The organism is Sphingomonas flavalba, assembly GCF_004796535.1.
Taxonomy (GTDB): Bacteria; Pseudomonadota; Alphaproteobacteria; order Sphingomonadales; family Sphingomonadaceae; genus Sphingomonas_L; species Sphingomonas_L flavalba.
On sequence record NZ_SPHY01000002.1, the window covers coordinates 113,110 to 136,338 of the forward strand.

Annotated in this window: 20 protein-coding genes and 1 tRNA gene; 13 read left to right on the top strand and 8 right to left on the bottom strand. The window is 67.8% G+C overall.

Annotated features, from left to right (window positions below; genetic code table 11):
• Positions 1-45 precede the first annotated feature (45 nt).
• The 3 genes from E4A53_RS02370 (at position 46) to clpX (ending at position 3,089) form a co-directional block, all read left to right on the top strand.
• On the top strand, positions 46-1,020 hold the full coding sequence (locus E4A53_RS02370) for a glycosyltransferase family 2 protein (RefSeq protein ID WP_136161518.1): 975 nt from the start codon (positions 46-48) through the stop codon (positions 1,018-1,020).
• Between the two features lie 38 nt (positions 1,021-1,058).
• Complete coding sequence (gene clpP, locus E4A53_RS02375) at positions 1,059-1,709, top strand: ATP-dependent Clp endopeptidase proteolytic subunit ClpP (protein WP_136161519.1); 651 nt, start codon at positions 1,059-1,061, stop codon at positions 1,707-1,709.
• Between the two features lie 108 nt (positions 1,710-1,817).
• Positions 1,818-3,089, top strand: coding sequence for an ATP-dependent Clp protease ATP-binding subunit ClpX (gene clpX, locus E4A53_RS02380; RefSeq protein WP_136161520.1), 1,272 nt, complete (start codon positions 1,818-1,820; stop codon positions 3,087-3,089).
• A 1,303-nt stretch (positions 3,090-4,392) separates the two neighbouring features.
• Here the strand turns inward: clpX and E4A53_RS02385 are convergent.
• Positions 4,393-4,482 (bottom strand) — tRNA-Ser (locus E4A53_RS02385).
• 349 nt (positions 4,483-4,831) lie between these two features.
• Here E4A53_RS02385 and E4A53_RS02390 point away from each other — a divergent pair.
• The 10 genes from E4A53_RS02390 to mazG are packed head-to-tail and all read left to right on the top strand — an operon-like array spanning position 4,832 to position 13,991.
• Positions 4,832-5,854 carry a lytic murein transglycosylase gene (locus E4A53_RS02390; RefSeq protein ID WP_136161521.1) on the top strand — a complete coding sequence of 341 codons (1,023 nt, stop codon included), beginning with the start codon at positions 4,832-4,834 and terminating at the stop codon, positions 5,852-5,854.
• Complete coding sequence (locus E4A53_RS02395) at positions 5,838-6,653, top strand: septal ring lytic transglycosylase RlpA family protein (protein WP_136161522.1); 816 nt, start codon at positions 5,838-5,840, stop codon at positions 6,651-6,653. The genes E4A53_RS02390 and E4A53_RS02395 overlap by 17 nt, the downstream gene beginning before the upstream one ends.
• Before the next feature lie 53 nt (positions 6,654-6,706).
• Positions 6,707-7,846, top strand: a complete 1,140-nt coding sequence (locus E4A53_RS02400) for a D-alanyl-D-alanine carboxypeptidase family protein (RefSeq protein WP_420822594.1) — start codon at positions 6,707-6,709, stop codon at positions 7,844-7,846.
• Entirely contained in the window at positions 7,843-8,469 is a 627-nt protein-coding gene (gene tmk, locus E4A53_RS02405) for a dTMP kinase (protein WP_136161524.1), read from the top strand. The genes E4A53_RS02400 and tmk overlap by 4 nt, the downstream gene beginning before the upstream one ends.
• The gene (locus tag E4A53_RS02410; protein ID WP_136161525.1) at positions 8,466-9,467 is read left to right on the top strand and encodes an AAA family ATPase; all 1,002 of its coding nucleotides are present in this window, start codon (positions 8,466-8,468) and stop codon (positions 9,465-9,467) included. The genes tmk and E4A53_RS02410 overlap by 4 nt, the downstream gene beginning before the upstream one ends.
• A gap of 4 nt (positions 9,468-9,471) precedes the next feature.
• On the top strand, positions 9,472-11,037 hold the full coding sequence (gene metG / locus E4A53_RS02415) for a methionine--tRNA ligase (protein WP_136161526.1): 1,566 nt from the start codon (positions 9,472-9,474) through the stop codon (positions 11,035-11,037).
• The gene (locus tag E4A53_RS02420; RefSeq protein ID WP_136161527.1) at positions 11,037-11,813 is read left to right on the top strand and encodes a TatD family hydrolase; all 777 of its coding nucleotides are present in this window, start codon (positions 11,037-11,039) and stop codon (positions 11,811-11,813) included. The genes metG and E4A53_RS02420 overlap by 1 nt, the downstream gene beginning before the upstream one ends.
• Positions 11,810-12,574: an MBL fold metallo-hydrolase gene (locus E4A53_RS02425; protein ID WP_136161528.1), complete on the top strand. Its 765-nt coding sequence runs from the start codon at positions 11,810-11,812 to the stop codon at positions 12,572-12,574. Before E4A53_RS02420 ends, E4A53_RS02425 begins: the two co-directional genes overlap by 4 nt.
• Positions 12,571-13,170, top strand: coding sequence for a retropepsin-like aspartic protease family protein (locus E4A53_RS02430; protein ID WP_136161529.1), 600 nt, complete (start codon positions 12,571-12,573; stop codon positions 13,168-13,170). The genes E4A53_RS02425 and E4A53_RS02430 overlap by 4 nt, the downstream gene beginning before the upstream one ends.
• A 47-nt stretch (positions 13,171-13,217) precedes the next feature.
• A complete protein-coding gene (mazG, locus tag E4A53_RS02435; RefSeq protein WP_136161530.1) occupies positions 13,218-13,991 on the top strand; it encodes a nucleoside triphosphate pyrophosphohydrolase in 774 nt (257 codons plus the stop codon).
• An 85-nt stretch (positions 13,992-14,076) separates the two neighbouring features.
• Here mazG and hflX read toward each other — a convergent pair whose 3' ends face one another.
• The 7 genes from hflX to dusB all read right to left on the bottom strand — a co-directional run bounded on the left by hflX (position 14,077) and on the right by dusB (position 23,228).
• On the bottom strand, positions 14,077-15,387 hold the full coding sequence (gene hflX / locus E4A53_RS02440; RefSeq protein WP_136161531.1) for a GTPase HflX: 1,311 nt from the start codon (positions 15,385-15,387) through the stop codon (positions 14,077-14,079).
• Positions 15,384-15,869 (bottom strand): RNA chaperone Hfq, encoded by a 486-nt coding sequence (gene hfq, locus E4A53_RS02445; RefSeq protein WP_136161532.1) that lies wholly within the window; start codon positions 15,867-15,869, stop codon positions 15,384-15,386. The genes hflX and hfq overlap by 4 nt, the downstream gene beginning before the upstream one ends.
• A 140-nt stretch (positions 15,870-16,009) precedes the next feature.
• Positions 16,010-17,392, bottom strand: coding sequence for a nitrogen assimilation response regulator NtrX (ntrX, locus tag E4A53_RS02450; protein ID WP_136161533.1), 1,383 nt, complete (start codon positions 17,390-17,392; stop codon positions 16,010-16,012).
• A 15-nt stretch (positions 17,393-17,407) separates the two neighbouring features.
• Positions 17,408-19,657, bottom strand: a complete 2,250-nt coding sequence (locus tag E4A53_RS02455) for a sensor histidine kinase (protein WP_420822595.1) — start codon at positions 19,655-19,657, stop codon at positions 17,408-17,410.
• A 69-nt stretch (positions 19,658-19,726) separates the two neighbouring features.
• Positions 19,727-21,157, bottom strand: a complete 1,431-nt coding sequence (gene ntrC / locus E4A53_RS02460; protein WP_136161534.1) for a nitrogen regulation protein NR(I) — start codon at positions 21,155-21,157, stop codon at positions 19,727-19,729.
• Between the two features lie 2 nt (positions 21,158-21,159).
• Positions 21,160-22,254, bottom strand: a complete 1,095-nt coding sequence (locus E4A53_RS02465) for a two-component system sensor histidine kinase NtrB (protein ID WP_136161535.1) — start codon at positions 22,252-22,254, stop codon at positions 21,160-21,162.
• A complete protein-coding gene (dusB, locus tag E4A53_RS02470) occupies positions 22,230-23,228 on the bottom strand; it encodes a tRNA dihydrouridine synthase DusB (protein ID WP_136161536.1) in 999 nt (332 codons plus the stop codon). Before dusB ends, E4A53_RS02465 begins: the two co-directional genes overlap by 25 nt.
• Position 23,229 lies beyond the last annotated feature (1 nt).

Sequence of the window (23,229 nt, forward strand, 5' to 3'; positions counted from 1 at the left end):
TCCGGCCTTCGCCGGCGTGGCGGAACCGGCTAAGGGAAGGCGATGATGACCGATCCCGCTCGGTTGCCGCGAATCGCGGTGCTGTTGCCCTGCTATAACGAGGAGGCGGCGATCGGCCCGACCGTCGCCGCCTTTCGCGCCGCGCTGCCGCAGGCGGCGATCTACGTCTACGACAACAACAGCAGCGACCGCACCGCCGACGCCGCGCGCAAGGCCGGCGCCACCGTTCGTGACGAGCGGATGCAGGGCAAGGGCCATGTCGTCCGCCGGATGTTCGCCGACATCGAGGCCGACATCTACGTGATGGCCGACGGCGATGCGACTTACGACGCCGCCGCCGCCCCGGCGATGGTGCGGATGCTGGCCGAGGAACGGCTCGACATGGTCGTCGGCGCCCGGCAGAGCGAGGTGGAGGCGGCCTATCGCCGCGGCCACCGGCTGGGCAACCGGCTGTTCACCGGCATCCTCGCCTGGCTGTTCGGCCGCAGCTTCAGCGACATATTTTCCGGCTACCGCGTGTTTTCCCGCCGGTTCGTAAAGAGCTTTCCGGTGCTGTCGTCCGGCTTCGAGATCGAGACCGAGATCAGTGTCCACGCGCTCGAACTGCGGATGCCGGTGGCGGAGAAGCTGACATCCTATGCCGCCCGCCCGGAAGGATCGGCGTCGAAGCTGTCGACCTGGCGCGACGGCTGGCGCATCTTGCGCACGATCGCCACGCTGTTCCGCATCGAACGGCCGGTGCTGTTCTTCGGCGGGGTCGGCGCACTGCTGGCGCTGGCGGCGCTGGTCCTCGCCGCGCCGCTGGCCGTCACCTACAGCCAGACCGGGCTTGTCCCGCGCCTGCCGACGGCGGTGCTGGCGACCGGGCTGATGATCCTCGCCATCCTGAACGGGCTGTGCGGGTTGATCCTCGATACGGTGGTGCGCGGGCGGCTGGAAGTGCGGCGGCTGGCCTACCTGGCGCATCCGGCGCCGGGTGGGGTTGAACCCGGCTTGCCTTCACCCGATCTTAGCGCCTAGGCATTACCCCCCGACGAGCAGGAAATCAGGGATTCTTCATGAATAATCCGTTCGAAAACGGCCAGATCCACGACGCGCTGGTCCCGATTGTCATCGAGCAATCGAACCGCGGCGAGCGCAGCTTCGACATCTATTCGCGGCTGTTGCGCGAACGGATCATCTTCGTCACCGGGCAGGTGGAGGATCATATGGCCTCGCTGATCACCGCCCAGCTGCTCTTCCTCGAGTCCGAGAACCCGAAGAAGGACATCTACATGTACATCAACTCGCCGGGCGGGGTGGTGACGTCCGGCATGGCGATCCACGACACGATGCAGTATATCCGCCCGCGCGTCGGCACGGTGTGCATCGGCCAGGCGGCGTCGATGGGCAGCTTCCTGCTGGCCGCCGGCGAGCCGGGGATGCGCGTGGCGCTGACCAACGCGCGGATCATGATCCACCAGCCGTCGGGCGGCGCCCAGGGGCAGGCGACGGACATCGAGATCCAGGCCAAGGAAATCCTGCGCATCCGCCACCGGATGAACGAACTCTACGCCAAATATACCGGCCAGCCGATCGAGACGATCGAAAGCTCCATGGAACGCGACAAGTTCCTGAGCGCCGACGAGGCGAAGACGTTCGGCCTGATCGACGAGGTGTTCGACAAGCGCCCGCAGCCGGTGGAGGAACCGGCGGCGCCCGCCGCCTGACCGGCGCGGCGCGGCGAAACGGAAAATTCGGCATTGTCGGATAGAATGGGCGCGGTCTAGGATGCCCCGCCCGAACGGGCCCGCACGGCGGGCCGAAGGAAGGAACGGATGACCAAGTTGAGTGGCGGCGATTCGAAGAGCACGCTCTACTGCTCCTTCTGCGGCAAGTCGCAGCATGAGGTTCGCAAGCTGATTGCCGGGCCGACGGTGTTCATCTGCGATGAATGCGTCGAGCTGTGCAACGACATCATCCGCGAGGAAACCAAGTCGGCGCTGGTGTCGAAGCGCGACGGCGGCGTGCCGACCCCGCACGAGATCTGCGAGCATCTCGACCAGTATGTGATCGGCCAGACCCAGGCGAAGCGGGTCCTCTCCGTTGCGGTGCACAACCACTACAAGCGGCTGAACCACGGCGCCAAGGGCGGCGATGTCGAGCTGGCCAAGTCCAACATCCTGCTGATCGGGCCGACCGGTTCGGGCAAGACGCTGCTCGCCCAGACTATGGCGCGGCTGCTCGACGTGCCGTTCACCATGGCGGACGCGACGACGCTGACCGAGGCCGGCTATGTCGGCGAGGATGTCGAGAACATTATCCTGAAGCTGCTCCAGGCGTCCGACTATAATGTCGAGCGGGCGCAGCGCGGCATCGTCTACATCGACGAGATCGACAAGATCAGCCGCAAGGCCGAAAATCCGTCGATCACTCGAGACGTGTCCGGCGAGGGGGTGCAGCAGGCGTTGTTGAAGCTGATGGAGGGGACCACCGCCTCCGTGCCGCCGCAGGGCGGCCGCAAGCACCCGCAGCAGGAATTCCTGCAGGTCGACACCACCAATATCCTGTTCGTCTGCGGCGGCGCCTTTTCCGGCCTGGAAAAGATCATCGCCGACCGGTTGCAGGGCAAGTCGATCGGCTTCGGCGCCTATGTCGCCGCGCCCGAGGAGCGGCGCACCGGCGAGGTGCTGCGCCAGAGCGAGCCGGCGGACCTGCTGAAATTCGGCCTGATCCCCGAATTCGTCGGCCGGCTGCCGGTGATCGCGACGCTGGAGGACCTGGACGTCGACGCGCTGGTCAAGATCTTGTCCGAGCCGAAGAACGCGCTGGTCAAGCAGTATCAGAAGCTGTTCGAGATGGAGGCGGTGACCCTGTCCTTCACCGAGGACGCGCTGGTCGCGATCGCCAAGAAGGCGATCGAGCGCAAGACCGGCGCGCGCGGCCTGCGTTCGATCCTGGAGGGCATCTTGCTCGACACCATGTTCGACCTGCCGTCGATGGACGGCGTTGACGAGGTGATGATCGACCGCGACGTAGTGGAAGGCCGCAAGGAACCGATCCGCGTCTACGCCAAGAAGGAAAAGGAAAAGGCCGGCGACGCCGCCTGAGCGCGGGATCGCTGAATCATGAGGCGCGGGCGGGCAGCGATGCCTGCCCGCGTTTTTATTAGTGCGCGGTCTTTCCGATGCGGCGGAAGAATAGCGTTTCAGCTTTGGCAGGCCATGTGCGCCGAACACCTTTGCGAAGGTGAACAGGCCGACGCCATCGCCATTTGTGCAGCGGTAGACGTTTGACGCATCGACTGAGCAGGCAGCTTTGGAATCCGGGAAGGGCGCGGCGGACATTGAGGTGAGCAAGGCGCTCACCAGGAAGGGCTGACCGTAGTGTCGAGCCTCCGGGCACTTCAGCGCCGCGTGGTGAAGCTGGAGACCGCTCAAAAGCCGCGACCGTCATCTGCGCCCTTCAACGCCGCATCAAGCGGATAGAGGAAGCGGAGAAGCCGAAGCCGTCCCCGTTCACGACCCTGTTCGTCTCCTTCGACGCTTGGGTTGAGCGCGAAGTTCTGCTCAGCATTGAAGGCGGGGTGCTGGACCGGCGGGATATGGTAGCGGTCGTCGCTGCCCTCCGTGCATGGGAAGCTGACGGGACATGGGAGCAGGCACATGCTCACTGACGGTGCCCGCCAGTGCCAGCATAGGGTTGCGCGGGGCATTATTTGCCTGCCTGCGCCGAGGATCAGCGGACGGTCCCTCGTTAATCGAACATCCGCAGCAGCGGGGGTAGGCTACACTCCTTCCGCCTTGACGCTGCCAGCACCCTGCGCCTTTGGGCGGGGGTGCTGCTATGACGGACAAGTTGCAAAGGGCAGCGATCAATGGAATTGTAAAAAGATGGATCACAAAAAGTTTGTAGACGGTCAGCGAAAGGGTGTTAACGCAATTTGCGCTCTTTTCGTGGTCGTCATCGCGATAATGTGGCTCGCAACGCTTCTTGATTATGTTTTTGCTTTGGATTGGGGCTGGGACAGGAAAATCTTGTGGCTTGGGCCACCTATGGTGATTTTCGCTTTTTTCGTCCGCTTTTGTGCAAGGGCGATCTTCAAGTTCGTCGATTCAAATTACTAGCGCATTTCCTGCGCTCTCGGGCGTGAGGTGCTGCTAACCGCCGCGCGGTATCCAGCCTTTGGAGTTACGAGCCGGGATAGGGATGCCCTTGGACTCAAGTTTCTTGATGACCAAAGGCTCCAGCATCGGCCCCCATCCATCCCAGTTAGCGTTATAGCAGGTGTCGCAGGCCATCAGTCATAGGCGTGAAGCTTGTGACCTTCATAACGATGAGGCCCGTGCTGATATTGCTTACCGCAGGCATCGCAGGGAAACGTCAGTGCATCCATCAGCAATCTCCCAGCGGTGGCGGAAGCGGTGGGATTCGAACCCACGATACAGTTGCCCGTATGCCAGTTTTCAAGACTGGAGCCTTCAACCACTCGGCCACGCTTCCATGCCATTTCGGGGCTGGCAGCTTACGACAGGCTTATGGGTGATTACACCCGGTAAACCTGACCTATGCTAACCCCTTGTAAATATACTCCTAATTCCACGCTCAAGTCGCAAGCTCCGGTAGCTTTCAAGACCAGTGCCTTCAACCACTCGGCCACTCTTCCGTGCCGTTTGCCGGCTGTCAGCTTACGGCGGGCATAGCCGCTTATCCGGCCGGCGGGGGCTGGCAAAGCGAAAATCGTCGGTACGGCCTTTCGTGCATCCGGCGCGACGAAGGGAATGTCTTGTACGGGGCGGCTGTGGCACTGTGGCCGCGCGGCGCCGGGGTGCCGTGGTTGCAGGGGAGAATGATGCGGGGTTGGTTGGGGATTGCGGTGCTGGCGCTGGCGGGGGCGCCGGCCGTGGCGCAGGAGGACGCGGCGTTCCAGGCGTTCCTGGGCGAGTTGCGCGGGCAGGCGGCCCGTGACGGGGTGAGCCAGCGCACGCTGGACGCGGTGATGCCGACGCTGACCTTCAACCCGCGTGTCGTCACCCTCGACCGGGCGCAGCCGGGCGGCAACCCGAGCGCGCCGCCATCGGCGATCCCCGCCTTCGCGCCCTATCGCGCCCGCCATGTCGATGCGGCGCGGATCAACCGCGGGCGAGCCAAGTACCAGGCGCTGCGCCCGCGGCTGGAGCGGATCGAGACCGAAACCGGCGTGCCGGAATCGATCATGGTCGCGATCTGGGGCCATGAGACCAATTACGGCAGCTATACCGGCGATTTCGACCTACTGCGCTCGCTCGCCAGCCTGGCCTATGAAGGGCGGCGGCGGACGCTGTTCACCGGCGAGTTCATCGCCGCGCTGAAGATGATGGATCGGGGCATTTCGCGCGAGCAGCTGAAAGGCAGCTGGGCCGGGGCGACCGGCTATCCGCAGTTCCTGCCGAGCGTTTACCTGCGGGTGGCGCGCGACGGCGATGGCGACGGCAAGGCCGATATCTGGCGCAGCGAGCCGGATACACTGGCCTCCATCGCCAATTATTTCGTCGATGCCGGCTGGCGGCGGGGGCAGGGCTGGGGCGTGGCGGTGTCGGTGCCGGCGGGGCTGGACCGCGCCGCGATCGCCAACCGGACCAAATCACCGCGCTGCCCGCGCGTCCACGATCGGCACAGCCGCTGGCTGACCATCGCCGAATGGCGGGCACGGGGGATTGTGCCGGAAAGCGGCGCCTGGCCGCCGGACGGCCAGCTCGCGACGCTGATCGAGCCGGACGGGCCGGGCAAGACGGCCTATCTGCTGAGCGGCAATTACCGCGTCATCCTCGATTACAACTGCTCCAATTTCTACGGGTTGTCGGTGGGGTTGCTGGCGGATGCGGTGGCGCGCTGAACTGGCCGCCCTGCTGCTGCTCGGCGGGTGCGGCACCACCGGGGCGCTGAGCGACAGGCCGGTCAAGATCGGCCAACCCTACGCCGTCGGCGGCGTGCGCTACGTGCCGGAGGACCGGCGGGATTATGACGCGGTCGGCTATGCAAGCTGGTACGGCCGCGACCATGCCGGCAAGCCGACCGCCAACGGCGAGCGCTTCGACCCCGGCGCGTTGACCGCCGCCCACCCGACATTGCCGATGCCGTCCTATGTCGCGGTGACCGCGCTCGACAGCGGCCGGACGATCACCGTCCGCGTCAACGACCGGGGGCCGTTTTCGCGCGGCAAGCTGATCGACCTGTCGCGGGCGGCGGCGCGGATGCTGGGAACGGAAGCTGCGGGCGATGCGCCGGTCAGGGTCAGGCGGGTCTACCCGACCGCTGAACAGCAGCGGGCGGTGGCGCGCGGGCGCCGCGTCGCGATGCTGCCGGAGCCGACGCCGGGCGAGCGGGCGGAGCAGTTGCGCCGGCTAGCCGCGCAGCCGCATGGCGGGCTGGCCCCGGCCGGCGCCCCGGTGGCGGCGGATGCGGCGCCGGAGGGCGGACAGGGGGCGGCATTCATCCGCGTCGCGAGCTTTGCCAGCCGGGCCAATGCCGACGGGCTGGCGGCGGTGCTCGGCGGCAGCGTGGTCGCGGCCGGACGCTATTGGCAGGTGCGGCTTGGCCCCTATACCGATGGTGCGGCGGCCGCGCGGTCGCTGGCGAATGTCGTCGCAAAAGGCTATCGCGACGCATCGGTTGTCGCAGCCGAGAGTTGGTGATTGTAACGAGTCGCAGGTAGGTCATGAAAGCATTTGTAATTCCGCCTCTTTTTATGATCGCCCTCGCGGCGCCTTCGGGCGCGGCGGCCCCGCCTTTCGACACCACCGCGCCGGTCGCGTTCATGAAGGACCTGTCGTCCGGCGCCGTGCTCTACGCCAAGGATGCCGACCGGCGGATGCCGCCGGCGTCGATGGCGAAGATGATGACGGTCTACATCGCCTTCGACCTGATCCGGAAAGGCGAGCTGAAGCTGGACCAGCAGTTCACCGTGCGGCCGGAGACCTGGAAGCAGTGGCACGGCCCATCGGCGGGATCGACGATGTTCCTGTCGCCGGGCGAGCAGGTGAGCGTCAAGGACCTGCTGCACGGCATCGTTACCCTGTCCGGCAACGACGCCTGCGTCGTGCTGGCGGAAGGGATTCGCGGCACCGAGGCGGCATTCGCGGCGGAGATGAATCGCTACGCCGGCGCGCTGGGCATGACCAACAGCCATTTCGGCAATTCCAACGGCTGGCCGGACGAGGGGGTGACCTACACCACCGCGCGCGACCTGGCGACGCTGGCAGGAGCGACGGCGCAGAATTTCCCCGATCTCTACAAGACCTTCTATTCCCAGACCGAATTCACCTGGGGCAAGACGATGGGTGGTGGGCAGCCGATCACCCAGCCCAATCGCGACCCGCTGCTTGGCCGGGTCGACGGGGCCGACGGGCTGAAGACCGGCCACACGCAGGAGGCGGGTTACGGCTTCACCGGATCGGCGGAACAGAACGGCCGGCGGCTGGTGATGGTCGTCGCCGGGATCGACAGCTACAACAACCGGATCAGCGAATCCGTCAAGTTCATGCAGTGGGGTTTCCGCGCCTGGACGGCGAAGCCGCTGCTGAAGAAGGGCACCCAGATCGAGACGGCGGAGGTGCAACTGGGCGACAAGGGATCGGTCGGGCTGGTCGCGCCGCGCGACCTGTCGGTTACCCTGCCCGGCGGAGCGGCCGGGGCGATGCAGGTCAAGGTCGTCTATGACGGGCCGGTCAAGGCGCCGATCAAGGCCGGCCAGCACATCGCCGATCTGGTCGTCACCACCCCGGACATGCCGGCGCAGGTGCTGCCGCTGGTCGCCGCCAGCGATGTCGGCCCGGCCGGGTTCTTCGGCCGTGCCTGGGCCGGCCTCATGTCGTTCTTCGGGCGTTGAGCGGCCGGTTCATCTCACTGGAAGGCGGGGAGGGGGTCGGCAAGTCGACCCAGGCCCGGCGCCTCGCCGAGGCGCTGGCCCAGCGCGGCGTCGATGTCGTGTTGACCCGCGAGCCGGGCGGCTCGCCGGGGGCGGAGGCGATCCGCGCCCTGCTGCTGGAGGGAGAGGGCGAGCGCTGGACCCCGACGACGGAGGCGGTGCTGTTCGCGGCCGCCCGCGCCGACCATGTCGCCCGCACCATCCGCCCGGCGCTGGCGCGGGGCGCGACGGTGATCTGCGACCGTTTCATCGACAGTTCGCGCGCCTATCAGGGCGCCGCCGGCGTCGACGACGCGACGATCATGGCGCTGCATGCGATCGGCAGCGGCGGCCTGCTGCCCGACCGCACCCTGTTGCTGAGCCTGCCGCCCGGCGAGGCGGCGGCGCGGGCGATGGCGCGCGACGGCGGGGCGGCCGACCGGATCGGCGGGCGCGATGCCGCCTATCACGCCAAGGTCGCCGCGCTGCTCGTCGATTTCGCGCGGGCCGATCGCCGCCGCTTCCGCTTCGTCGACGCGGCGGGCGCGGAAGATGTGGTGACGCGGCGCCTGCTGATCGCCGCGCTCGACGGCACCGTCGGGTGAGTGCGCTGATCGGCCATGACGCGGCAATCGCCGCCTTTCGCGATGCGGCCGGCGACGGGCGGCTGCACCATGCCTGGCTGATCACCGGGCCGCGCGGCATCGGCAAGGCGCGCTTCGCCGCCGTCGTCGCCCGGCGCCTGCTGGCGGAAGCGGCGGGGCCGCCGCCGCCGGAAGCGGGATTGGAAGTTGCCGAGGATCACCCGGTCGCCCGGCTGATCGCCGCCGGCAGCCACCCGGATTTCCGCCGCCTGGAACGGCTGCCGCGCGAGGGAAGCGGCGCGGCGGGCGGCGAGTTGGCTCGCAATATATCGATCGCCCAGGTCCGCGCGTTGCAGGCGCTGTTCGCCACGACTCCATCGCTGTCGGCACGGCGAATCGTGGTGATCGATTCCGTCGACGACCTGGAACGCGCCGCCGCCAATGCGCTGCTCAAGAACCTGGAGGAGCCGCCGGCGGGCACCGTCTTCCTGCTGATCAGCCATGCGCCCGGCCGGTTGCTGCCGACGATCCGGTCGCGCTGCCGGCTGCTGGCGCTGCGCCGACTCGACGCGGCGGCGACGGCGCGGGTGATCCGCGCCGAACTGCCCGACGCGGCGGAGGCGGAGGTGGCGGCGCTGACCGAACTGGCCGACGGGGCGCCCGGCGCCGCGCTGCGCTTTGCCGGGCTTGACGTCGCCGGGCTCGATGCGGCGCTGGCGACGATCGCTGCGACCGGGGACCCGGACAACAGCGCGCGATCCGCGCTGGCGCGCTCGCTGGCGCTGAAGGCCGCGCAGCCGCGCTATGAGGCGTTTCTGGAACGGGCGCCGGCCTTCATCGCCGGCACGGCCGGAGCGCGGAGCGGCACGGCGCTGGCCGGTGCGATCGCCGCCTGGGAGGAGGCACGGGCGCTCGCCGCCTCCGCCGTGCCGCTGGTGCTTGACCCGCATGCCGTGACTTTCCAGATGGCGACGCTGGTTGCCGGCCTTGCCCCGGGGGCGCCAGCGGTTAAAGGCTGACCGCATGGCCGAACCATTCTACATCACAACCGCCATCAGCTACCCCAACGGCCGGCCGCATATCGGCCACGCCTATGAAGCGATCGCCACCGACGTCGTCGCGCGTTTCCAGCGGATGATGGGCCGCGATGTGCGTTTCCTGACCGGTACCGACGAGCACGGCCTGAAAATGGCGCAGACCGCGCGCGGACGCGGAGTGACGCCCAAGCAGCTTGCCGACGAGATGTCCGGATATTTCAAGGCAATGGATGATCGGCTGAACATCAGCTACGACCGGTTCATCCGCACCACCGATGCCGACCACCACGCCGCCAGCCAGGCGTTGTGGCGGGCGATGGCGGCCAATGGCGACATCTACCCCGGCCGGTATGAGGGCTGGTATTCGGTCCGCGACGAGGCGTTTTACGACGAGAAGGAACTGGTTGCCGGGGAAGGGGGCGAGAAACTGTCGCCGCAGGGCACGCCGGTCGAGTGGACGGTGGAGGAAAGCTGGTTCTTTCGCCTGTCCGCCTACCAGCAGAGGCTGCTCGACCATTACCGCGCCAACCCGGATTTCATCCGCCCGGAAAGCCGCCGCAACGAGATGATCGCCTTCGTTGAGGGCGGATTGTCCGACCTGTCGGTTTCCCGCACCAGTTTCGACTGGGGCGTGCAGGTGCCGGACAGCGACGACCATGTGATGTATGTCTGGGTCGACGCGCTGACCAACTACCTGACCGGTGCCGGCTACCCCGACGGTGACTGGGGGAAATGGTGGCCGGCGGACCTGCACGTCATCGGCAAGGACATCGTGCGGTTCCACACGGTCTACTGGCCGGCCTTCCTGCTGTCCGCCGGCATTGCGCTGCCGAAACAGGTGTTCGGCCACGGCTTCCTGCTCCATCGCGGCGAGAAGATGTCGAAATCGCTCGGCAACGTCGTCGATCCGCTGGCGCTGGCGGAGCATTTCGGCGTCGACGCGCTGCGCTATTTTCTGCTGCGCGAAGTGGTGTTCGGCCAGGACGGCAGCTACTCCGCCGAAGCGATCGTTACCCGGGTCAACGCCGATCTGGCCAACAGCTTCGGCAATCTGGCGCAGCGCACGCTGGCGTTCATCGCCAAAAATCTCGATGGCGCGGTTCCGGCTGGCGGGCGTGCCGACCCGGCCGACGCGGTGCTGATCGCGCAGGTTGAGGCTGCCTGCGCGAAGGAATTGCCCGATGCCTTCGCCGATCTGGCGCTGGCGCAGGGGATAGAGGCGTGGATGCACGCGGTGTTCGCGTGCAACCAGTATATCGATGCACAGGCGCCGTGGGCGCTGCGCAAGACCGACCCGGAGCGGATGACGGCGGTGCTCGCCACGCTGTACCGGGCGATCGCTGATCTGGCGATCGCGATTGCGCCGGTGGTGCCGGCCGCGTCGGCGACGCTGCTTGGCATGATGGGCGTAGCCGAGGAGGAGCGCAATTATGCCGCGCTGGCCGGCAGTGCCGCGCGCCATGCCCGGATCGCCGCATCCGGCTTCCGCCTTTCGCCGCCGACGCCGGTGTTCCCGCGGCTTGAACTGCCGGCGGAGGCAGGCGTCGCCTGATGTTCATCGATAGCCATTGCCACCTGAACTATAAGGGCCTGATCGAGCAGCAGGCGGCGGTGCTCGACAGGGCGCGGGCGGCCGGGGTCACCGGGATGCTGAACATCGCGACCCGGGAGTCGGAATGGGACGCGGTGCTCGCCACCGCCGAGCGCGAGGCGGACGTCTGGGCCACCGTCGGCATCCACCCGCACGAGGCGGACGACCATGGCCATATCGACACCGCCCGGCTCGTCGCGCGGGCGGCGCACCCACGCGTGGTCGGTATCGGCGAGACCGGGCTGGATTATTACTACGACCATAGCGACCGCGCCCGGCAGCAGGCGAATTTTCGCGCCCACATCGCCGCCGCGCGCGAAACCGGCCTGCCGCTGATCGTACACACCCGCGATGCCGAGGCGGATACCGCCGAGATCCTGTCCGATGAGATGGGGAAGGGGGCCTATCGCGGCGTCATCCACTGCTTCACCGCCAGCACGGATTTCGCCGACAAGGCATTGGCATTGGGCTTTTATATCTCGATATCAGGGATCGTGACTTTCAGGAACGCCAAGGCATTGCAGGAAACGGCGGCGCGGCTGCCCGCCGAGCGGCTGCTGATCGAGACGGATTCGCCCTTCCTTGCCCCGGTGCCGCACCGCGGCAAGCCGTGCGAGCCGGCCTTCGTCGCCGATACCGCACGTTTCCTGGCGGAGTTGCGCGGAGTGCCCGTTGCCGACTTGGGCGCGGAGACGGCGGACAATTTCAGGGCGTTGTTCACCAAGGCGGCGGCGTGAAGCTGCGCATCCTGGGCTGCGGTACATCGTCGGGCGTGCCCCGCATCGGCAACGACTGGGGCGCCTGTGACCCGACGGAGCCACGCAATCGCCGCCGACGCGCCTCGATATTGGTCGAAACGGCGCGGAGCCGAGTGCTGGTCGACACCACGCCGGACATGCGCGAGCAACTGCTCGACGCCGGCGTCGCCGACATCGACGCGGTGCTGTGGACCCATGACCACGCCGACCATTGTCATGGCATCGACGATCTGCGCCAGCTCTATCATGCGCGCGGGCGGCCGGTGACCGGCTATGCCCGGCCGCAGACGCTGGCGTCGCTTCGCCGGCGTTTTGCCTATGCGTTCGACGGCAAGGACGGCTATCCGCCGAGCGTCGACGGGCGGCCGCTGCCGGACAGGCTGACGATCGGCGATCTGGAGATCGCCATCGTCGACCAGCCGCATGGGCCGATCACCTCCGCTGGTATACGGTTCAGAAATGGTGGCAAGTCTATTGCCTACGCAACGGATTTCAATGAGCTGACGGACGATATGGCGGCGCTCTATGCCGGTGCCGACATCTGGGTCGTCGACGCCCTGCGCCACCGCCCGCACCCGACCCACCCGAACCTGACGGCGACGCTGGGCTGGATCGCGCGGTTGCGGCCGGGGCGAGCGATCCTGACCCATATGGACCAGTCGATGGACTATGCGACGCTGGTGGAGATGTTGCCGGCTGGGGTCGCGCCCGGTTACGACGGGCTGGAGGCGCAGACATGAACGAGGACCAATCGATCGAATTCGTCTGGCTGATCGGTGCGCTGATCCTGGTCGGCAGCAGCCTGATCGTCCGGCGGATGCCGATCGGCCAGACGCTGAAGATGGTCGCCGCCTGGGTCGGCATTTTCGGCGTCGGGCTGGTCATCGTCAGCTTCCGGGGCGAACTGACCAACCTGTGGTATCGGGTCGCCGGCGACCTGACCGGCAGCCAGACCGTCGGCAACACGCTGCGCCTGCCGATGAGCGACGACGGGCATTTCTGGGTCTCGGCCAGCGTCAACGGCCGCAGCCAGCGCTTCCTGATCGACAGCGGCGCGACGACGACCGCCTTGTCGGCCGCGACCGCGCGCGCCGCCGGCGTCGCGGTTGACGACGGTGCGCTGCCGGTGTTGCTGAACACCGCCAACGGCGTCGTGCGCGCGCGACGGGGCAAGATCGAGCGCTTCGACGTCGGGCCGATCACCGCGCGAGACCTGTCGGTGGTGATCGCGCCGGAGTTCGGCAACACCAACGTCATCGGCATGAACTTCCTGACCACGCTCAAATCCTGGCGCGTCGAGGGGCGGTCGCTGGTCCTTGAGCCGCGAGGGGGCTAAGGATCGCGACGATATATTTTACATAATGTATATTATCGGACTTTGATATGACGGATAAGGCGGCACCCCCTCTCGGCGATCTGGTGGCGATCATGGCGCGGTTGCGCGACCCGCAGAGCGGCTGTCCGTGGGACATGCAGCAGGATTTCGCGTCGATCGCGCCTTACACGATCGAGGAAGCCTATGAGGTCGCCGACGCGATCGCCCGCGATGACATGGCCGCGCTGAAGGACGAGCTTGGCGATCTGCTGCTTCAGGTCGTGTTCCACGCGCGCATGGCCGAGGAAGCCGGCCATTTTGCGATCGCCGACGTGATCGCCGCGATCTGCGCCAAGATGGTCCGCCGCCACCCGCATGTGTTCGACGAACGCCCGGGGGATGCGGCGGCGGTCCGGGAAAGCTGGGAAAGCATCAAGGCCGGCGAACGGCGCGCTACGTCCGACGACGGCAGCGCGCTGGCTGGTGTCGCCCTGGCCCTGCCGGCGCTGCTGCGCGCGGAAAAGCTGCAGAAGCGCGCCGCCCGTACCGGTTTCGATTGGCCGGACGCGGACGGCCCGCGCGCCAAGATCCTTGAAGAACTGGCTGAGGTCGACGCGGCGGAGGGCGACCCGGCGCGTGTCGACGAGGTCGGTGACCTGCTGTTCGCGGCGGTCAACTTCGCACGACATTTGAAGGTCGATCCGGAAGCAGCGCTACGGGCGGCCAACGCCAAGTTCGAGCGGCGGTTCCGGGCGATGGAAGCCAGTGCAGGAGGGGCATTTGGCGCCCTGCCGTTGGACGCCAAGGAACGGCTGTGGGTTGAAGCGAAGGCGGCGGAGTAAGCAGCGACAGCCGCGCGCCGCGAGGGTGGGAGACGCGGTGGACTGCCGCGCCCCTGCGGGGCTCGCAATGACGACGATATGGATTCTAGGATGCCTTCGCCACGCGGTGGGCGTTGAAGCGGCGCCAGTCGGCGTCGGACAGGCGGACGTCGATGCTGAGGCGCGCACCGCCAGCGGTGCTGGCCAGCACCTCGCCATGGGCGTGCAGCCAGGCGAGCGCGGCGCCGTCGGCGCTGTCGAGATCGACGTGGCGGACGCGGTTGGCGGCGGTCAGCCGGGCGCTGGCGGCGGCGCGGAGCGTGTCCACCCCCTCTCCGGTTAGCGCCGAGACGAGCACGACATCGTCGCGCCGCGCGGCGGTGTTGGCGAGCGCCTCCGCCTGTTCCGGCGGCAGCAGATCGATCTTGTTCCACGCCTCGATCCGGGGCGCGGCCCCCTCCCCGCCGGCGCCGATTTCCGCCAGCACCCGATCGACGTCGACGGCCTGCGCGTCGCTGTCCGGGTGCGCCAGGTCGCGGACATGGATGATCAGGTCGGCCGAAATCACCTCTTCCAGCGTCGCGCGGAAAGCAGCGACCAACTGGGTCGGCAGGTCGGAGACGAAACCGACGGTGTCCGACAGGATCGCCTTGTCGATGCCGGGCAACGCGATCTGCCGCATCGTCGGGTCGAGGGTAGCGAACAGCAGGTCTTCCGCCATGACGTCAGCGCCGGTCATCCGATTGAAAAGCGTTGATTTTCCGGCGTTGGTGTAGCCGACAAGCGCGATCACCGGCCAGGGCGCGCGCTGACGCCGGTCGCGGTGCAAGCCACGGGTGCGGGCGACGGTTTCCAGCTCGCGCCGCAGCCGCGCCATCCGGTCGCGGATCAGCCGGCGGTCGGCCTCGATCTGGGTTTCGCCCGGCCCGCCGAGGAAGCCGAAGCCGCCGCGCTGGCGCTCCAGGTGGGTCCAACTGCGTACCAGACGGCCAGCCTGATAGTCGAGATGGGCCAGTTCGACCTGGAGCCGCCCTTCGGCGGTCGCCGCCCGTTCCCCGAAAATCTCGAGGATCAGGCCGGTGCGGTCGATGACCTTGGCGGCGAACGCCTTTTCGAGGTTGCGCTGCTGGATCGGAGTGACGGCGCCGTCGACGATGACCAGTTCAGCCTCCGCCATGCGCGCCAGCGTCGCGATCTGTTCCACCTGGCCGCTGCCGAACAGCGTCGCCGCCTTGGGCGCGCGCAGCCTGAGCGCGATCCGGTCGCGCACGTCGATGCCGATCGCGGCGGCGAGGCCGGCCGCCTCGTCCAGCCGCGCCTCGGCGCTGCGCCCCCCGCCTCCCCCGAGATCGGGATAGGCGAGGATCGCGCGCGCGCCGCGGGCGAGGTCATCGGCCGGCCGGTCGAATCCGCTCAATCGGCGTCCTCGCCCTCCGCCGCCAGGTTCAGCGGGTGAGCCGGCTGCACGGTCGAGATCGCGTGCTTGTAGACAAGCTGGGTCATGCCGTCGCGCTGGAGCAGCATGCAGAACAGGTCGAACGCGGCGATCACGCCCTGGAGCATGACGCCGTTGACCAGGAACATCGTCACCGGCTCATCGGAGCGGCGGACGGCGCTCAGGAACACGTCCTGCAGCAGCACCGGCTTGCGCTGGCCGTCCTCGAACGCCTTTTCGATCGGCGCGAAGTCGAGCGGCTGCGCCGGCATCACCGTCGAGATCGCGTGCTTGTAGACAAGCTGGGCGTTGCCGTCGCGGCGCAGCAGCACCGAGAAATTGTCGAACCAGGTGATGATCCCCTGCAGCTTGACGCCCTTGACCAGGAACATCGTCACCGGGGTTTTGGATTTTCTGAGGGAGTTCAGGAAGATATCCTGAAGATTGTTGGTCTTTTCGGCCACTGCCGCTGCTCCGGTTGTTGGCGGACCTTTGGCCCGCTGGGTCGCGTTTTCGTCAACGTCTTTGCCGGGCGGAACCGCCCGGCCGCCCCTAGATAGGACGGCCGGCCGGGTTCGTCACCCCGCCTTGCCATTCGCTGCCGCTATTCGTCGTCGCGCGGATCGGACAGGCCGAGGACCTTCAGCTTGCGGTGGAGGGCGGAGCGTTCCATGCCGATGAAATGCGCGGTCCGCGAGATGTTGCCGGAAAAGCGGCGGATCTGGATGCGCAGATATTCCCGTTCGAACGTTTCCCGCGCTTCGCGCAGCGGCGCGCCCATGATCGCGCTGGTCGTCGCGCCGCCGCTGATCTGCGGCTGGTCGCCCATGATTTCCGGCGGCAGCATGTCGATTTCGATCCGGCCGATCCGGTCGCCCGGCGCCATGATGATCGTCCGTTCGACGATGTTGCGCAGCTGGCGGACATTGCCGGGCCAGTCATACGCCTGGAGCGCCGCGATCGCGTCGTCGGCGATGCCCGGCGTCGGCACCCGCCGTTCCGATGCGTAGCGGGCGACGAAATGGTCGACCAGCGGCGGTATGTCCTCGCGCCGTTCGGTCAACGGCGGCAGGCGGATCGGCACGACGTTCAGCCGGTAGTAGAGATCCTCGCGGAAACGACCGGCGCTGATCTCCTCCGCCAGGCCGCGGGCGGTGGACGAGACGACGCGAACGTCGACCTTGACCATCCGCTGCCCGCCGACGCGCATGAAGCTCTGGTCGGTCAGCACGCGCAGGATCTTGCCCTGCGTCGGCAACGGCATGTCGGCGATCTCGTCGAGGAACAGGGTGCCGCCATGCGCCTGCTCGAGCAGGCCGGGGCGGGCCAGCTCCCCCCCCTCCTCGACGCCGAACAGTTCCTCCTCCACCCGTTCCGGGGTCATCCGCGCCGCGCTGACGACGATGAACGGCGCCTCCGCCCGCGTACTCCACGAATGGAGGAGCCGGGCGGCGACCTCCTTGCCGACGCCGGCCGGGCCGGTGATCAGCACCCGGCTGCCGGTCTGCGCCACCCGCTTCAGCGTCGCGCGGACGCTGTTGATCAGCGACGAGCTGCCGGTCAGTTCCTCTCCGAAGCCGATCTGCGCTTTCAGCGCCGCGTTCTCTCGCTGCAGCCTTTCGGTTTCGGTGGCGCGGCGGACCAGGTGGAGCAGGCGCTCGGCCTCGAACGGCTTTTCGATGAAGTCGGCGGCGCCCCGGCCGACGGCGGCGACGGCGGTATCGATATTGCCATGGCCGGAGATGACCAGCACCGGGATGGTCGGGTCGCGGCGCTTGATCTCTTCAAGCAAGTCCAGCCCGTCGAGCCGCGAGCCTTGCAGCCAGACGTCGAGCAGCGCCAGCGACGGCCGTCGTTCGTCGATCGCGGCGAGCGCTGCGTCGCTGTCGGCGGCCACGCGGGTGCTGTACCCTTCGTCTTCCAGCACGCCGGCCACAAGTTCGCGAATATCGCGCTCGTCATCGACTATGAGGATATCCAGGGCCATGGTCTCAATCCGCCTTCATACGCTGGTGACAGGGGTGTGATCGGGGGCGTCGTCGTCCGCCTGGGCGTTCGGCCCCGGTTCGGTGAGCGGCGCGAGCGTCGCCGGATCGAGCGAGATGACGACGATGGTGCCGCCCCCGTCGCGATCGGCGAAGGCGATCGTGCCGAAATGTTCCTCGACGATCTTCTTGACGATGGCGAGGCCGAGCCCGGTGCCGCGCGCACGCGTCGTCACGTAAGGCTCGACCAGCCGGTCGCGCTCGCTGGGCAGGCCGATGCCGTCGTCGGCGACGGTGACCTCCAGCCGGTGCTGCGCGGTTTCGGCGATGGTCATCGCCACCATGCCGCTGGCCGGCGCCGCCTTCTGCTCGATCGCTTCGACCGCGTTCTTGACGATGTTGGTCAGCGCCTGGCCGAGTTGGCGCCGGTCGCAGACCAGCGTCGGGTGGACGATGGGCGCGTCGAGAGAGAAGCGGACGCCGGGATGGGCGACCTCGTGCAGGAACAGCGCCTGCCGGGCGATGTCGACGATCGATTCCGGCCGGAACACCGGCTTGGGCATCCGCGCGAAGGACGAGAATTCGTCGACCATCCGGCGCAGGTCGCCGACCTGGCGCACAATCGTCTCGGTCAGCCGACCGAAAGTCGCCGGGTCGCTCTCCACTTCCTTGCCATAGCGGCGCTGGAGGCGCTCTGCGGCAAGCTGGATCGGGGTCAACGGGTTCTTGATCTCGTGCGCGATGCGCCGCGCCACGTCCGACCAGGCTGCGCGGCGTTGGTCAAGCAACTGCTGGGTGATGTCGTCGAAAGTCAGGACGTGGCCGCCCTTGTTGGCGACGCGCTTCACCGCCAGCGTGCGCGGTTCGCCACGGCTGACGAGCTGGACGATCGCGTCGCGTTCCGGCGCTTCCAGCACCTCCCCCAATTCCGGCGCGACATCGGCGAGCGGCAGGCCGACCAGTGAATCGTCCTCGGTATCGAGCAGGGCACGGGCCGAGCGGTTCATCAGCCGGATCCGGTGTTCGCCGTCGACCGCGACGACGCCGGCGGAAACACCGGACAGCACCGCCTCGGTCAACGCGCGGCGGCTGTCGAGCTGGCTGTTGGCGGCGACCAGCGCGCCGGTCTGCTCCTCCAGCCGGCTGGTCATGCGATTGAACGCGTTGGCGAGCGTGCCGACCTCGTCGCGCGCCCGGGGTTCCGCCACCCGCGCCGACAGGTCGCCATTCGCCACCTGCCGGGCCGCGCGGACCAATTCGCCGACCGGCCGGACCAGTCGGTCTGCGACCTTCAGCGCGATCCACACCGCCGCGCCGACGATCAGCAGCGACATCAGCAGCAGCGCCGCGTTGAAGCGCAGTTGCAGCAGCCGCGATCGTTTGAGCAGCGCATCATAGTCGGCGATCACCGCGTTGGCACGGGTCAACCCCTTCGGGTCGTACAGGCGCGAGGCGTAGAGATAGGTGCCGCTTTGCGCGTCGAGCCGGGTCACCGCCTCCACCCGGTCCTTGGTCTCGCTGATCACCACCGGGTGTTCGCGCAGGCGCGCGATGATCGCCGGGGTCACCCGCTGCTCGATCTCCCGCTCCTCGGGGTTGATGATCGCCAGGGTCAGCGGCGCTTCGCCAGGGCGGACGGAGACGATCGCCGATTCGTTCAGCTTGCGGCCGACGACCTGATAGGCATAGCCTTCGCGGAACTGGATGCTGTCCGACCGCCACTGCGACAGGTAGCTGCGCAGGTCGGATGCCATGGTCACGGTTTCGTCGGCGACCTCGCGCTGCTGTTCGCTGTAGAATTCGCGGGCCAGCTCGCCGGCGTTTTCGAGCATGCCGCGCGCCCGGTCGGAGAACCAGAATTCGACGCCGTACTGGAACAGCAGCGACGCGAAAATCACGACCAGCAGCATCGGCACCGCCGCGATCAGCGAGAACAGCGCGACCAGCCGGACGTGGAGCCGCCCGTTGCCGCCGACCGGCGAGCGGGCGGCGCGGCCGTGGGCGACGCGGCGGCCAAGCAGCACCAGAAGCGCCATCGTCGGTACCAGATTGGCGACGAGCAGCAGCGCCACCACCGGCGGGCTGAGCAGCCGCTGCGCGTCGCCGGTGTTGGCGATGGTATGATAGCTGACCGTGGCGATGATGATCGCCGCCAGAAACGTCACGATCTCCACCGCAGGCATGTAGCGCCCGCGCCGGTAGATGACGGTCAGCGCGCGGCGCCAGCGCGGCTGGCTATGGGCAGGACTGGCGGTCTGGGCATCCATCGTTGCATCGATACAACAAACTCGTTGCAAGCAAAACACAGCTTTCGATCGATGACGTCATGCCGTCGATCAGCGTCGTCGCCACTGCCCCGGTTCGATCGCGTGCTCGGTCAGCTTCTTGCGCAGCGTGTTGCGATTGAGGCCGAGAAGCTGTGCGGCGCGCAACTGGTTGCCGCGCGTCGCCTGCAATGCGAGCCGCAGCAGCGGCGCTTCGATCTGGGCGAGGACACGGTCGTACAGCCCGTCTTCCGGCAGGCGGCCGCCATGGCTGGCGAAATAGCGGGCCAGGTGGAACTCCGCCGCCTCCGCCAGACCGCCGTGAGCGGCGCTGCCCCCTTCCCCGCCGACATCGCGGCCACGACCGGCCAACTGCCCGGCCACTTCCGCGGCGTCGATCAGGTCGTCGCGGCCAAGCGCGGCCAGCCGCCGCATCAGGTTTTCCAGCTCGCGGACGTTGCCCGGCCAGTCATGGCTCGCCAGCCGCTCGACCGCCCCCGCGTCGAGCCGCCGCCGGGGCAGCCCCTCCTGCGCGGCGCGGTCGAGGAAGTGGCGGGCGAGCGCGCCGACGTCGGCCAGCCGTTCGCGCAGCGGCGGCAGCGAGACAGGGACGACGGCGAGCCGGTAATACAGATCCTCGCGAAAGCCGCCGGCGGCGACCAGCGCTGGCAGATCCTTATGGGTGGCGGCGACGATGCGGACGTCGCTGCGGATGGCGCGCGCGCCGCCGACCGGGGTGAATTCGCCGTTCTGCAGCACGCGCAGCAGCCGGGTCTGCGCCTCCAGCGGCATGTCGCCGATCTCGTCGAGGAACAGGGTGCCGCCCTGCGCCTGCTCGAAGCGGCCGGCGACGCGCGCCTGAGCGCCGGTGAAGGCGCCTCGCTCATGGCCGAACAGGTCCGATTCGATCAGCTCGCGCGGGATCGCCGCCATGTTGACCGCGACGAATGGCGCGGCGCGGCGCGGGCCCAGGTCGTGTACGGCGCGAGCGACCAGTTCCTTGCCGGTGCCGGATTCGCCGAGGATCAGCACGGTCAGGTCGTTGCCGACCAGCCGGGCGATGGTGCGGTAGACGCGCTGCATCGCCGGCGAGCGGCCGATCAGCGGCAGGCCGTCGGTGACGTCTTCCCCGTCAGGCGCGGCACCGCCGCCTCCGGTGCGCAGTGCGGCGGCGACCGCGCCGGTCAGCTCGTCGAGGTCGAACGGCTTGGGCAGATAGTCGAACGCGCCGCGCTCGGTCGCGTGGACGGCGGTGGTCAGCGTGTTCTGCGCCGACAGCACGATGAACGGCACGGCGAGCGGCGCCGCCGCCAGCCGGTCCAGCGCATTGCCGTCGGGCAAAATGACGTCGGTCACCACCGCTTCCGGCACGAAGCCGGCGAGCAGTTGCTCGGCGGCGGCGATGGTCCCGGCGGTGCGAACTTCGTGGCCGGCGCGGCGCAGCGCGGTGGCGACGACCGTGCAGATCGCGGCATCGTCATCGACGACAAGGATGCGCGCCATGGCTAACCCTCCGCCGCGCGCGGCAGCAACAGGCGGAACACCGTGCGTTCCGGCGTGCCTTCCCGGGCATATTGAACAAGGCCGCCCATGTCGCGGACCAGCTTGTCGACCAGCGCGAGGCCGAGACCCCTGCCCTCCGGCCGTCCGGACACGAACGGATCGAACATATGCTCGGCCAACTCGACCGGCGCGCCGGGGCCGTCGTCGATTACGCATAGCTCGATCGGCAGCGGCAGCCGGCCGGGACTGTGGCCGATGCTGACCGATACACCGTGGCGATAGGCGGTTGTCAACGTAATCAATCCATTTTTCCCAGCGGCTTCAGCGGCATTCTTTATTAGATTTATCAAAATCTGGATCATCGCGGCGCGGTTCAACATTGCTGGCGGTAACGACGGATCGTAGCGTTCGTGGACCGCGACGCCGGCGGCGAAGCCGCGCGCGGCAAGTTGCCGGACATGGTCGAGGATCGGATAGATGTTCTCCGCCGCCACCGGCAATGGGCGGGTGTCGGTGAAGCCTTCCATCTGGTCGATCAACGCGGCGATGCGGTCGACCTCGGCCTGGATCAGCCGGGTCAGGCCCTGCGCGTCGGCCGGCACGTCCTGTTCGAGCAGTTGTGCCGCGCCCCGGATGCCGGACAGCGGGTTCTTGATCTCGTGCGCCAGCATGCCGGCGGCACCGATCGCCGTGCGGATGCCGCCGCTGCGCTCAAGCCGATGACCCATGCTGTGTCCGGCGCCGCCGTGATGCAGCGTCAGCAGAGTCCAGCCCGGCCGGTCCGGCAAGGTGGTGACGATGAAGTCGGCGCGGAAACGCTGGCCGCGCACCGTCATCAGCGGCACGTCGTAAAGCGCGATCGCCGCCCCCGGCTCGCCGCGTTCGAGATAATCGAGCGGCAGCACCAGCGTATCGGCCAGCATCCGGCCGCACAGCGCGGCGCGGCTGTGGTTCAGCAGGTTTTCGGCGGCGGCGTTGGCATCGCGGACCAGCCCGTCCGGATCGATGACGATCAGCGCCGCCGGCAGGGCGTTCAGAAGCTCGCCGGGCGCGGGCAGCCCCGGCCGCGCGGTCAGGCGGCGGCGCGCGACAACCACGGCGCGTAGAACTCGGCGAGCATCGCCAGCACCGTCCTCGCTTCCGGCACCTGGGTCACGCGATTGCGGAACTCGGCCGATCCGGGCAGGCCCTTGGTGTACCAGCCGATATGCTTGCGGGCCATGTTGACACCGGTCATTTCGCCATAGTGGCTGAGCATCGCCTCATAATGCTCTACGATAACGCGATATTGTTCGTCGATCGATGGATCGGGCAGGCGCGTGCCGGTGGCGAACCAGTGCATCATCTGGCGCAGTAGCCAAGGCCGGCCATAGGCGCCCCGGCCGATCATGATTCCGTCGGCGCCGGACAGCGCCAGTGCCAGTTCGGCATCGTCGATCGTGCAGATGTCGCCATTGGCGATGACCGGGATCGCCACCGCGTCCTTGACCGAGCGGATGAACGCCCAGTCCGCCTCGCCCTTGTACATCTGGCAGCGGGTACGGCCGTGGACGGTAATCATCCGGACGCCGATATCCTCGGCGATCCGGGCCAGTTCCGGCGCGTTCAGGCTGGCATGGTCCCAGCCCATCCGCATCTTCAGGGTGACGGGAACCGACACCGCCTTGACCGTCGCCGCGACGATGTCCGTCGCCAGCTTCAGGTCACGCATCAGCGCCGATCCGGCATCGCCGTTCACCACCTTGCGCACCGGGCAGCCCATATTGATGTCGATGATCGCGGCGCCGCGATCCTCGTTCAGCTTCGCCGCCTCGCCCATTTCCCGGGGCGTGCAGCCGACGAGCTGCATCGACACCGGTTCCTCGATCGGGTCCCACGCCGCCTTTTGCAGCGACTGGCGGGTCTCGCGGATGGCCGCCTGGCTGGCGATCATCTCGGTGACGTTCAGGCCCGAACCATAGCGCCGCACCAGCCGTCGGAACGGCAGGTCGCTGACGCCGGTCATCGGCGCGAGCAGCACGGGGCTGTCGATCCTGAGCGGACCGATCTGGATCGGAGAAAGCGTCGCCATC